At 60.2% G+C, this 13083-nt stretch carries 9 protein-coding genes; 1 reads left to right on the forward strand and 8 read right to left on the reverse strand.

The features are described 5' to 3' along the window. The 8 genes from LVE68_RS00570 to LVE68_RS00605 form a co-directional block, all read right to left on the reverse strand. The gene (locus tag LVE68_RS00570; protein ID WP_232942160.1) at window positions 1–2379 is read right to left on the reverse strand and encodes an ABC transporter permease; all 2379 of its coding nucleotides are present in this window, start codon (window positions 2377–2379) and stop codon (window positions 1–3) included. A 27-nt stretch (window positions 2380–2406) separates the two neighbouring features. Further along, a complete protein-coding gene (locus LVE68_RS00575; protein ID WP_232942162.1) occupies window positions 2407–3135 on the reverse strand; it encodes an ABC transporter ATP-binding protein in 729 nt (242 codons plus the stop codon). Between the two features lie 37 nt (window positions 3136–3172). Further along, a complete protein-coding gene (locus LVE68_RS00580) occupies window positions 3173–4504 on the reverse strand; it encodes an MgtC/SapB family protein (RefSeq protein WP_232942164.1) in 1332 nt (443 codons plus the stop codon). A 270-nt stretch (window positions 4505–4774) separates the two neighbouring features. After that, window positions 4775–5641: a copper resistance protein B gene (locus LVE68_RS00585; protein ID WP_232942166.1), complete on the reverse strand. Its 867-nt coding sequence runs from the start codon at window positions 5639–5641 to the stop codon at window positions 4775–4777. An 8-nt stretch (window positions 5642–5649) separates the two neighbouring features. Then, the gene (locus LVE68_RS00590; RefSeq protein ID WP_232942168.1) at window positions 5650–7449 is read right to left on the reverse strand and encodes a copper resistance system multicopper oxidase; all 1800 of its coding nucleotides are present in this window, start codon (window positions 7447–7449) and stop codon (window positions 5650–5652) included. A 134-nt stretch (window positions 7450–7583) separates the two neighbouring features. Then, window positions 7584–8882: a hypothetical protein gene (locus tag LVE68_RS00595; protein ID WP_232942170.1), complete on the reverse strand. Its 1299-nt coding sequence runs from the start codon at window positions 8880–8882 to the stop codon at window positions 7584–7586. Between the two features lie 475 nt (window positions 8883–9357). Continuing rightward, window positions 9358–9867 carry a transcription elongation factor GreB gene (gene greB, locus LVE68_RS00600; RefSeq protein WP_232942172.1) on the reverse strand — a complete coding sequence of 170 codons (510 nt, stop codon included), beginning with the start codon at window positions 9865–9867 and terminating at the stop codon, window positions 9358–9360. 16 nt (window positions 9868–9883) lie between these two features. After that, complete coding sequence (locus LVE68_RS00605; protein ID WP_232942174.1) at window positions 9884–11857, reverse strand: S9 family peptidase; 1974 nt, start codon at window positions 11855–11857, stop codon at window positions 9884–9886. 268 nt (window positions 11858–12125) lie between these two features. Between LVE68_RS00605 and LVE68_RS00610 the strand changes: the two genes are divergently transcribed. After that, a complete protein-coding gene (locus LVE68_RS00610; RefSeq protein WP_232942176.1) occupies window positions 12126–12980 on the forward strand; it encodes a 3-keto-5-aminohexanoate cleavage protein in 855 nt (284 codons plus the stop codon). Window positions 12981–13083: the final 103 nt, after the last annotated feature.

Raw genomic sequence — 13083 nt, forward strand, 5'->3', positions numbered from 1 at the left:
TCACTCCCGTGTCTTGAGGACCGCGATCAGGTCCAGCCTGTCGATGCGCCGGCGTACCAGCAATCCGGAGCCGAGTGCTGCGAGCAGGACCACCAGCGCGGCATAGCCATAGGTGGATGGGCCGATTACCAGCGGGATACGGAATAATTCCGTGTCAAAAGACATCACCAGAGTGGCCGCCAGCAGGTAGCCGAGCAGGGCGCCCAGTGGCAGTGCGATTATTGTCAGCAGCCCCAGCTCGCCCAGCAGGATGTAGGAAATTTCGCCGCGGGTCAGGCCCAGCACCCGCAGGCTGGCCAGTTCCCGGCCGCGTTCCGACAGGGATATGCGCGCGTTGTTGTAGACCACGCCGACGGCGATCAGTCCGGCGAACAGGGTGTTGAAAAAAACAAAGGTCCCGAGGCTGTCCTGCAGGGTTTCATAAAATGCATTCTGCGCCTGTTCCTGGAGGCTGACGCCAGCAACCAGCGGGGTGTTCTTCAGTTCCCGGTACAGCGCGTCGGTCTGCAGCGGATCTACCAGCAGGTATGTGCCGTTGATGGATGTGTCCTCCCCGAGCAGGCGATTCAGGTGCGCCAGGTCCATATAGGCGGCTGTGCCCATGTAGGTCTTCACCACGCCACTGACCGGCACATCCAGTTCGGGGCGGCGTCCGGTGCGCACCTCCACCCGCAGTAACTCACCCGGCCCGATCTGCAGCAGTTCAGCAAGCTTGTCCGACAGGACAATTCCCGCGGGCGGAACCTCCACGGGCTTCAGCTCGGTATCCACGACACGGCTCAGTTGTGCGTCCGGCAATATACCGACGATGCTCTCCCGACGCATGCGCGGGCCATTGCGCAATACCACCGGGATGGCGCGGAAGGGCTCCGCGGTAATGACGCCGGGCGCATGCATGACATCGTAGATGGCGCGATCGTTGCGTGGGTCGAAGAAATTCACGGTCACATCCTGCCGGTCGATGACATTGAAGCTGATATCCACCATATACATCATGGCATCCATCGAGAAACTCGCGCCGATCAGCAACCCCATGGACATGCCAATGCCCAGCACCGCCATGGCCGCCCGGCGGGGCCAGCGGTAAATATGGCGCAGGATCATGCGAGTGGGCTGGTCGATCCATGCCGACAGGCGCTCGATCCAGCGGGCCGAGCGGCTGTAGTCGGGGGGAGGCGGGGGAACCATGGCCACCGCGGGTTCCAGTTGCATGACCCGGCGCACCGACGAGAAGGTGCCGGCCACGGCCACCAGCAGGCTGACCCCGACCGCCACCAGGTAGACCTGCAGGGGCGCGCGAAACAGCAGGAAGGGAAACTTGAAAAAGTCCTGGTACATGTTGGCCAGCCCGCGCCCCAGCCAGGTACCCAGCACGATGCCGACCAGGATCCCGAGTAGCACAATCACACCGATCATCTTCAGGTAATGGATCGCCACATCGCGGTCGGTATAGCCAAACGCCTTGAGCAGGCCGATCTGTTCGCGTTCGGTATCTATCAGCCGCCCAACCACGACATTGAGCAGGAAGGTGGCCACCAACAGGAAAATGGGTGGCAGGATCCGCCCGATGGTTTCCAGCTGGTCGATTTCGTTGGTCAGGAACTGGTCTGAGATTTGCTGGTCGCGGCCGTACGCACCGGTTGCACCATAGCGTTTCAGCAGGGTGTCCAATTGATCGATCAGCGCATCCTCATTACTGCCGGCGGAAGTGAGCAGTACTGCTTCGTTGAAGGCGCCATCCAGGTCGAACGCATTGGCGAGGGCTTCCCGGTTCATCCACAGCACGCCAAAGCGCTTCTTGTCCGGCACGATTTCCCCGGGTGAAATCGCATAGATATATTCCGGGGACAACACGATGCCGGTGATGGTCAGCCGCTTGCGGGTGCCATTGAGGATGGCGTGGAGATGGTCCCCCGGTCCCAGTCCATGGGCTTCGGCGAAGGCGTCCAGGGCCAGGACTTCCTCCTCATGTTGTGGGTCCACGTAGCGCCCGCGGCGCAGGACTATGTCGTTGATGTGTGGCGTGGGGACTTCCGGCAGTGACTGGATTTCGCCGGTAATCGGCGCACTGGAGCCTTCCACATCCAGGATCACACCGGCACGGATTCGGGTTTCCGCCCGGCGCACCCCGGGCAGGGCAGTGATTTCGTCCAGCAGTGCATTGGGGGCCCGCTTTACCGGTGCGACCACATCCGCAAAGCGGTAGCGCTCGTAGTAGGCGGCGCGGGTTTCGGAAAGCGACAGCAGCATGCCCCGGGACATCAGGTACATGCCCACGCCACAGCCGATCACAATGGCAATGGCCAGGCCCTGTCCCTTGATGGCCCAGAGGTCGCGGACAAGTTTGCGGTTCAGTGGCTTGAGCAGTTCTATCAGCATTGGCAGCGCCTGCGGGGTAGACGGCCCTTACCAGCTGAGCTGGTCCGGTGCACAGGGTTCCGGGTGGCGCTCGCTTCTCTGAATACGGCCATCGGCCATATAAAGCACGCGATCGGCCATGTCCGCGATACCGGCATTATGGGTGATGATCATGGTGGTGGTGTCCAGCTCGCGGTTGGCGCGGGCGATTGCTTCCAGCACCACAATTCCTGTTTTACTGTCGAGCGCGCCGGTGGGTTCGTCGCAGAATAGGACATTGGGTTGTTTGGCAATTGCGCGGGCGATGGCGACCCGCTGTTGCTCCCCGCCGGATAGCTGGGCGGGGAAATGTTCCATGCGCTGTTCCAGGCCCACCAGGCGCAGCGCCTCCTCCGGACGCATGGGGTTCTTTGAAATCTCGGTTACCAGGGCGACATTCTCGCGGGCGGTAAGGCTGGGAATCAGGTTGTAGAACTGGAACACAAATCCCACATGCTCGCGCCGAAACAGGGTCAGGTGGCGGTCATCGAAGGCTGTCAGTTCACGCCTGCCGAAAAACACCCGCCCCGAAGTGGGGGAATCGAGTCCACCGAGGATATTCAGCAGGGTCGACTTGCCGCTGCCGGATGGGCCCAGCAATACCACCATCTCCCCGCTGGGAACTTCCAGGTCAACGCCACGCAAGGCGTGCACAGTGGCTTCACCGCTGCCATAGGTTTTGGTGAGCTTCTCGGCACGGAACGCGATGGCCTCACTGTCAGTGGCTGTGCTCTCCATCGAGTGCCTCCATGTACCTGCAGCGCGGCCGGCCTGCTCAACCAGCGCCCGTTGGCCAGAGGAATATCACGGCAATGCCGGTAATAAAGGGTAAGGTAAACAGCAGCAGCACCCCCCTGAACAGCGCCCAGCCACCCAGGGCACCGGCAGCGCCCGCCTTGAAAACCAGGTTGGCCAGTGTCGCGATGATCATTGCACGCCAGGCGGTGGCGGCTTCCAGTGCCCCCCTGCCGGCCAGGTTGGCGGTGGACAGGGTAATGGCGTCCACGTCGGTAAAACCGGAAATCAACGCCACGACATAGATACCCTGGTTGCCGAAATAATCCTTGGCCGCGGCGACGGCGAGTAAGACCAGGGCATACATCAGGCCAAACACCAGTGCCGGGGTCAGTTCCGCCGGGTTGGTCTGCTCGGGCATCTGGTCTTCCCGGGCCCCGATTCTCAGGTAGCCCAGCCCGCACACCGTGACACTTACCACCAGCATAACCGCCAGGGGCGGGATGAGTTGCAGGACCATGCGCGGCGCAACCACGGCAATTTCCACGAACATGCGCAGGAACATGCTGGTGGAGGCAATCAGGATCACCAGGGCTGCCAGCCTGACCAGCGTTGCCTGATTGCGCGCCCTGCGCGCGTAACTGACCGTGGTGGCGGTGGAGGAGATCAGGCCACCAATAAGCCCGCTGAGCAGCGTGCCGGTGCGGGCGCCGACGATCTTGTAGGCGCCATAGCCGCCGAGGCCAATGCCCACGATCAGCACGACAAGCAGCCAGATCTTGAAGGGATTCAGTACATCGTAGGGGCCGAAGGTCCGGTTGGGGAGAATCGGCAGGATGATCAGGGAAATCAACGCAAACTGCATGATGGCACGCAGGTCTTTCTCCGGCAGGTGCTGGGCAAAGGCGTGCATACTGGGCTTGAGGTGTAGCAGTATGGCGATGGTGCCACCAACCGCCACGGCGATGGATTTCTCGCCCACCATCACATAGGCCCCCACCAGGTAGATCATCAGTGCGGTGATTTCCGTGGTAATGCCGGTGGTTTCCTCCTCGCCACGGAGTCGCTCAACATTGCCGAGAATGAGCAGGATAGTGACGCTCAGGAGTCCTGCGGGCACCAGCCACTGGGCCTGGTAGACCATGCCGATACGTGCCGCGAGGGCGCCAAATACCGCAATCAGGGGAAAGGTGCGAATGCCACCAATGCGATCGGTGGTGCGCTCGCGCTGCAGGCCCACCAGCAACCCCAGGCTGAGTGCGATACCGAACGCGATGGCGCTATCCAGGTCGACGTAGCCAATAGCGCCGGGTATCTCGTTGCTGGCGGGGTTCTCCAGTGGCTGTCCGGGGGAACCGGGGCTTCCTTGCAAGTCAGGGTCCATTTATTGGGATTATGCTGTCGGATCATTCAAGCCAGCCGGCATGGGGCGAATGCACTGGTGTGAGTTTTTCGTCAGTCCGGCAGGCGTCCTTAATCTGTCGCGGGTGAGTTCATCCTTTAATATAGTCGCTGGCCGCGGGCCCTGTGGCGGCCTGGTGATCCCGGGGGCGGCGGGGAGCAGGTGCCGGGATAGACATCACAGCCTGATCTGGCGTTGCTCTCAACAGCCTGTGCCACAGGAGGCAGCGGCGGCCAGTTATCAGAACCAGAAGCGCACACCGGCTACTGCGAAGGTGAATTCAGAGTCCTCCCCATCAGCTTCGACCAGGTCGGCGGATTCCCCAATCTTGCGTTCCCAGGAAACACCGAGGTAGGGGGCAAACTTGGGTGTAATCATGTAGCGCAGGCGCAACCCCAGCTCGATAGCGGTAAATCCCTCGCCAATGTTGTAGGCCGGGATATCGGAGAAAGAGAAATCCGTTTCCAGCCTGGGCTCCAGCACAACCCGTTGGCTGAAGTGGAAGCCCCGCTCTATCTCCAGCCGCCAGGAGACATGGCCGTCTTCGCTGATGTAGCCGGTCAGGTCGGTTTCAAAGCCATAGGGTGTCATTCCCTGCAGCCCCGACGCCAGAAACGAGCGACTTTCGCGGGGATTGAAGTCGTGTCGTATACCCAGCTGGTAGTCCCAGAAAGGGCGGATGGCGTGGTTCCAGAAAACCTCGAGCTTTGCCGCCTCGGTCTTGCCGCCGGCTTCCCGCTCGCCCTCGGACTCCAGATACAGTTTGTTATGGTCGCCACCATACCAGGCATCAATTTCCCAGAGCTGCTTTTCGGTATCACCGTCGCGTTGGTACTCGAGTCTCTTGCCCAGCACCTGCATAAATTTCTGGTTGTCGTGGATGGGAATAACACCAAAGTTTCCCTGGGGTTTTCCCGTCGCATCTTCTGCGTACTTGCGAATCTGCTTTCCAGGTTCAGGGGGCAGTGGCGGGCTCCGGTAGCCTTCCGGTTTGGGCTCGGTGCCATCCTCTGAGGCCTGGATCGGGACATTTTTCGGGGGCTCCGACGCTGCCGCGAAGCTCACCGGCAGCAACAGGAGAAGGGGCAGGGCAGGGTAGTTTTTCATAAGCTTGCTCAGGCAACCCGTACCACCTGGAACATCCCCGCCTCCATGTGGTAGAGCAGGTGACAGTGGAACGCCCAATCGCCTTTTTCGATGGGTGTAATCAGCACCGACAGCACCTCTCCCGGCTTGATCAGGATGGTGTGCTTGAATGGTATCCGTTCATTATCCTCGCCGTTTTCCAGCTGCATCCACATCCCGTGAAGGTGCATCGGGTGTTCCATCATGGTGTGGTTGACCATGAACAGCCGCAGCCTTTCGTTGTACCTGAACAGGTAGGGACCGGGTTGTTGGGTAAATTTCTTTCCATCCAGCGAGAAAATAAACCGCTCCATATTGGCGGTGATGTTGATGGTCATTTCGCGGTCGACCGTGGCGCTGTAGGGCTGGGGCTCCGCGGAAACCAGGTCAGAGTAGGTAAGGACTTTCCAGCCATCGTTGCCCAGGCCGATACCGGGCTGATTGAGCCGGCGCTGCGGATTCATCACCACCATGGCCACATTGGGGTTTTTCCTGTTGGGCAGGAAAGGCATAGGGCCATTGGGTCCAGGGATGGCGTCATCCTGCATTTGCAGGCGCTTGCGGTGCAGCTTTTCCTTCATTGCCTCTGACATGCCGCCGAAATACCGGCCCTTCATCATGCCCATGCCAATATCTTCCAGCTTGCGATCCGGCACTGGTCGCAGTTCCGGTACCGGTGCGGTCATTCCGGGTTCCGGGGCAAGGGTCCCGCGAGCGTAGCCGCTGCGGTCGAGCGACTCGGCAAACAGGGTGTAGGCGCGGGCTTCCCGCGGCCTGATGAGTACGTCATAAGTCTCTGCTACACCAATCCGGAATTCGTGGCAGCGTACCGGCTGCACTGCCTTGCCGTCGGCCATCACTACTTCCATATCCAGGCCCGGGATGCGCACATCGAAGTTACTCATTGCCGCGGCATTGATCACCCTTAACCTGACCGTCTCACCCGGAAGGAACTGGCCGCTCCAGTTCATGTCCGGCGAATGACCGTTCATCAGGTAGGTATAGATATACCCGGTGACGTTGGAGAGATCGCGGGGGCTCATGTTCATCCTGCGAAATGGCAGCAGTTCGGCATTGGCTTCTGCAAAGCCTTTTTCCCGCACCTCATGCAGATAGTCGAACACGGTGCGCTTGTAGTAGATGTAGTGTTCGGGGTTGAGATTGATATTGCGGAACAGGGACTCGGGATCGGTAAACGCCCAGTCTGAAAGGACGATTACATGGTCGCGGTCGTAGTGGAAGGGCTCACCGTCCTTCGGGTCAATCACCAGCGGGCCATAGGTGCCGGTCTGCTCCTGAAAACGTGAGTGGCTGTGGTACCAGTAGGTGCCCGCCTGTACCACCGGGAATCGATAGCGGTAGGTCTCGCCCGGTTGGATCCCATTGAAGTTCACCCCGGGCACACCATCCATGCGGAAAGGTACCAGGATCCCGTGCCAGTGAATGGAAGCGTGCTTTGTTCCATCGAGGTGGTTGGTGACATCCATTGTCACGGTATCGCCCTCGCGCCAGCGGATCAAAGGGCCGGGGACGGTGCCGTTGATGGCAGTGGCTGTGCCGTAGCGACCGTCGATACCCAGGGGGGTATATCGCAGCGCCAGGTCAAAATAGTCCTGCGGATGGTAATCCCCGATCCCGCCATGCAGGTTGCGGGGTGAAGCGAGCGCCCAGGAGGCCAGGGGCAGCGCCCCATTGATACCGGTGGTAAACAGGCCGACGCCCAGGCCCCGGAGAAACTGGCGCCTGCTGCAGGTTCCGGCCGTGCGATACGGCTTTTGCCTCGATTCCATTGTGACCTGTTTCCCCGCTGGCGAGATGGGGGAACTCTAGTCTATCCGTGTGGGCGCCGCGCGGATCGGGCCGCCGGCTCAACAAAGAAAAGAAGCCGGGGACCCGTATTGAATGTGCATTCTGCAGCCGTGGCTCAGCCGGCGGAACCCACGCCACAGGAGCCCAGGCGTTGCTTCCAGAGCTGTTCATTGGCCAGGAAATCCGCATACTCCTCGCGGAAATCCTCACAGGCTGCGGTCCCGTCCTCGGAGGAAGCACAGCAGGTCAGCGCCTTCCTGAGTTCGCGCTCGGAAACACTGTCAAAGGCGGTGGAATCGTCCGGTCCGTACATGATGCTGTCTTCCCAGGATTTCACCGGGCGCCAGGAATTATTGCCGTATGCCCCGCCATAGAAGCAGCCGGCGCCGGCTTCGCAGTCCAGGCCGATATCCTCGGTCCCCCAGACTGGCGCGCAGTTGGAGCCGAAGTAGTCGTCCGGGGTTTCCGACCAGGCGCAGCACTGGTAAACCCCGTTCTCGTCTTTGGTGCAGTCCCCGTCCTCGAGCCGGTTGTGGCTGACACACTGGTCACGGGTAGTGAGGGTGGGGCAGACGGAAGTCTCGGACTGCGTGTACTCGGAAGCCGGTTTGAAAGAATTGCACCATTTGGAGCAGCCGGGACCGTCCAGGTTGCGCCATTCCCGCGAGCGCTCGCTGGGCCAGCCTTCCACGGCATCGCCGTTCTTGTTGATGCCTCCACCGTAGAAGTCCGCCAGCCCGAAGTTGTGGCCCACTTCGTGGATTACGGTATTGGTCTGTTTTTCCAGCACTGTCTCCTGGTCCAGGTTCGAGTTCGATCCCACGTAAATTACTTCGCCGGCCGAGCCGCCGTTGGGAGAGTCCGCGAACGCCACCTTGATCAGCCCATTGATGTCACTGACATCGCACTGGGCCAGGATTTCCTGGTGGATTTTTTCGTCGTCGCACTGGAGGAGGTCACCGCCGTTGAGGCCCTGGTTGGTGCCCTTGCAGTTGAAGTCCTCGCCACTGCCGACATCCAGCTGGTAGAAAGCCAGGTGGCTGAAGTATTCGCTGAATGGGGGAATCGCCTGGAATTGCTCGTAAACCGCATTGTTGACCAGCTCGTCAAAATACGGTGCGTCGTTGATATTGAGGAAAAATATCTTCAGCTCGGCGTTTTCGCTGCCCTCGAAGGGTACGCAGTTGCCGACGGAGACATAGTCTCCGGGAAGCAGGCCGGTTGTACCGGTATTGCCGGAACCACCGCTATCGCCGCCGTTGCTGCCACCACTGTCACCGGAGCTGCCATTGTCAGTGGAACTGGAGCCGGGCGGGCTGGAAGGGGAGTCATCGCCACCGCCGCCACCACTACAGGCGGACAGCAGGCAAATAGAGACCATCAACAGCAGAGTGCGAATACAGGGAGACATCATTGGAATCACTTCTGGTGGCTATTTTTTATACATTTCGCGGAGCCGCGCTGCGTGTTATGTCCGCTATGCACCTGCAGCCTTCAATGACCTAATGGTCGCCTCATGGCGACCCGAAACTCCCTGTCTTTTTGGTGAACAAATTTTATGCAGCGCTTTTCGCCAGCCGCACACCCCATATGCGCGACGCAATTGGCGCAAAATGATACAGATTGATTTCGCTTTTGCATACCCTGCAAACGAAGTGGTTAGTAATTGATCAATTGGGGTTCCCCTTAAAATTGCAGGGGGGCGCATGCGAAGTGAGGTATGTGGTAATCGCCGGGAAGAACCCGGGCGAACTCCAGGAAGTTTCACGGCCGGAGAGAACCAGGAATCGGCTGAGCTGGATCCACTGCCGGCTACCGTTTATTTGATAGTGCCGTGAATTAATGATGAGGCAGGTTTTTTACTGCCGCCGGGAGTAAACGACGGTCATTCAGTCGGCAGCTTCCTCGTATCGGATTTCCAGGACGTAATAGGTTACCCACTGCTCCTCAATGCGAATATCCACCTCGTCGTCCAGTCGCTTGCCCAGCAGCGCGCGGGCTACCGGCGAGTCCATGGAGATCAGTCCCTCTTTCACATTGAATTCGTCCGGGCCCACAATGCGATAGGTACTGGTGTTGCCCTTGTCATCCTCAATGGTGACCCAGGCCCCGAAAAACACCTTGTCGCGCTCTTCCGGGATACGGTCCACCACCGTGATTTCTTCCAGGCGCTTGGTGAGAAACCTTACCCGGCTGTCGATTTCCCGCAGGCGTTTCTTGCCGTAAATGTAATCCGCATTCTCGGAACGATCGCCCAGTTTGGCAGCTTCACTCACGGCATTGGTTACGCGCGGCCGTTCCTCTTCCCACAGGAACTTTACCTCAGCGCGCATGCGGCGGGCGCCCTCGGGAGTGATATAGCGTGAGCCGCGGGGCCGCGGCGGTCTCCATCGTCCCACTGGAATTCAGCTCCTGTTATCCGTTGGCACTTTGCTGACTGAGATTCTCGATCTCGATACCGGGGCCGGGCTCCGCCAGCGGAAAGCCGAAAATACGGCTGTAAAACTCCAGCTCTGCAGACAGTGCCATCTTGATACTGTCGGCGGCGCGGAAGCCGTGCCCCTCCTCGGCAAAGGTAATGTAGGCCACGGGAATACCCTGCTGACGCAGGGCATCGACCATCGCTTCGGCCTGGTTGGGCGGCACCACTTTGTCTTCCATCCCCTGGAATACAATCACCGGGCAGTTGAGTTGCTCCACGTGATTGATCGGCGAGCGTGCACGGTACAGCGCTTCCGCAGCGGGCCACGGACCCACCAGCTTGTCCAGGTAGCGGGATTCGAATTTATGGGTGTCGCGGGCAAGCGTGGTGAGGTCGCCGACGCCATAAAGGCTGGCGCCGGCCTTGAAAGTGTGATGGAAAGTGAGGGCGGCCAGCACGGTATAGCCCCCGGCACTGCTGCCCTTGACCAGGAGCCGCTGCGGATCCGCAAGGCCCTTCGCAACCAGGTATTCCGCCCCGGCACAGACATCCTCTACATCCAGCACGCCCCAGCCATCCTTGAGGCGGTCGCGGTAGGCGCGGCCATAGCCGGTGCTGCCGGAGTAATTGACGTCCAGTACGGCAAACCCGCGACTGGTCCAGTACTGTATTTTCAGGTTTAGCCCGGCTGAGGTGGCCCCGGTGGGACCACCGTGGCTGAGGACTAGCAGCGGTGGCAACTCGTCCCCGGGACCGGTGTAGTCCGGGTTCTGCGGCGCGTAATAGAAGGCAAATACGTTCCGGTCGCCCACCGGGTACTGGATAGCCTGGGCCTGGGAGAAATTGTTTGCGGGCAGCCCTGCGCTATTGCTGCGGGCGATCTTGGTGAGTTGCCCGGAGTGGTCGTCAAAAGCGACTACTGAGGAAAAATCGCCGGGGGATGCGGCGATGAATACCGCCTTATGGCTCTCGCAGTGCAGGCTCTCGATATCGCAGTAAGGTTGCTCGATTCGCTCATGACCCCCGCCTTCCAGGTCAATGCGCCCGAGCTGCCAGCGACCCTCTTCGGTGTAGGTACAGAGTATCGAGTCACTGGTCAGGAAACTGTAAGTGGACATACCAAAGACCCACTGCGGCGTGGCGAACTCGGCGTCCTTCTCCCATATCGGTTTATCGTCGCCGCGACGATAGATATTCCACCAGTTACTGCGATCAGAAACATAGAACAGTTCACCCCCGGGGGACCACTGGGGCTGGAAGATTGATTCCTCCGCGCCGCCGGCAATGACTTCGATATTTCCGGGAATGCCGTCTTCATCCAGGTTTGCCAGGCAAAGCTCGGTTCCATCCCAGGGCATATTGGGATGGAACCAGCGCAGGAAACTGAGCCGCTGGCCGTCCGGGCTGAGCCGGGGGTTGGAGTAGAAGTCAGCTCCCTCTACCAGCACATCGGGTTCACCCTGCGTGGCAGTTTCCCCCAGTGGGACAGCCACAATGCGTGCCACTGGTTCATCGCCGCCTTCACATGGGCGGTAGTCCTCCTGGATACAGACCAGGCGATTGTGGTGCTGGTCCAGGGAAAAATCTGCGTAGCGGCAGGGATCATCCGGTGTGAGAGGCTGTGGCTCGCCACCCTCCAGCGGCATCCGGTAAATGCGCTGGTCCGTTGCGAGCACAAAGTACACCTGGTCCCCTGCAACCAGGTAGCTGGCGCCGCCATATTCATGCGCCTTGGAGCGGACACTGAGCGGGGCAGGGGTGATATCCCGGGTACCATGCTCCGGGCAGTGCTGGACCAGGACCGAGCGCCCCTTTTCTGCCGGGCGGGATTCCAGCCAGTAATAGCGGCCGTCTACCAGGCTTGCTTCACCGAGTCGCACGCTGCCCTTTACCAGGAGGTCGGCGGTAACGGCAGATTTCCAGCTGCCGTAGGGTGCGGCGGTAATGCCGTTGGGCTGCTCGCTCATGAATTGGTCTCCATTCTACCGCTGTTTATTTCGGGGCTGCTTGCCCGACTTATGGCGCGCATTCTGCCGAGCCGCCAGGCCGTGTACAAGTCGGCTTTGCCGGCCCGGCGGCCTGTGGTAGCCTGACAAACCAAGCAATTGCTTGGTTTGTGTTCTGTTCCAGCCGGCCCGGATTGCGGCCTGCGGCGCGAATTCCACTATGCCCCGGGATGGCGAGGTGCTTGCCCCGGGCCCGGGTTCCAATAAAGATAATTCAGGAGTCCTGCCCATGTCCGATGAAGTTGTCATTACCTGTGCCCTGACCGGCGTGCTCACCAATCCCCAGCAGCACCCGGTACCGGTCACGCCGGAAGAAATGGCTGCCTCTGCCCGCGAGGCCTTCGATGCCGGGGCGTCGGTGATGCATGTGCATTTCCGTTCCCAGGAACCGGGTATGGGACACCTGCCCAGCTGGGATCCCCAGGTGGCCGTGGCCATTGCCGAGGCGATTCGCCATGCCTGTCCGGGCGTAATCCTCAACTTCAGCACCGGCACCATCGGTCGGGACCAGCAGGGCGCGCTGGACTGCATTCGTGCCGGGCGGCCGGAAATTGCCGCCTGCAATGCCGGCAGCCTCAATTACCTGAAAGCCCGTTCGAATGGCACCTGGGCCTGGCCGCCGATGTTGTTCGAGAACACGGTGGAGAAAATTGAGGAGTTACTGGAGGTCTGCCGCGAGACCGGCACACGGCCGGAGTTCGAGTGCTTTGATGTGGGCATTGTCCGCTCTGTTGGTATGTTCAGCGATGTAGGTATGGTCGAGCAGCCCAACTATAACCTGGTGATGGGAGTCGCCTCGGGCATGCCCGCGGACCCGGACCTGCTGCAACTATTAACGCGATACATGCATGAAGGAACCCTGTGGCAGAGTACGGTGATCGGGCGCCAGGAAATCTGGGCACTGCACCGCAAGACCGCCGAACTTGGCGGCCACCTGCGCAGTGGGGTGGAGGATACTTTCTACCTCTCGGATGGCTCGCGTACCAGTGGCAATGGCCCGTTGATCGAGGCGCTGGTTAATTTGGCGGAGGAAGCCGGTCGTACCGTCGTGTCCCCGCAGCGGGCGCGGGAGATTTTCCTCTAGGGGCATGGGCCCCGTCGCCGGCAGGGGACCAACCGGTCTGCCACGGGTCATATAGTTCCCTCGGGGTAAACTAGTCTTAAACGCAGGTGTAGTCTTTTCCGCC

The sequence above is a fragment of the Microbulbifer sp. YPW16 genome (assembly GCF_021290385.1).
GTDB classification, from domain to species: domain Bacteria; phylum Pseudomonadota; class Gammaproteobacteria; order Pseudomonadales; family Cellvibrionaceae; genus Microbulbifer; species Microbulbifer zhoushanensis.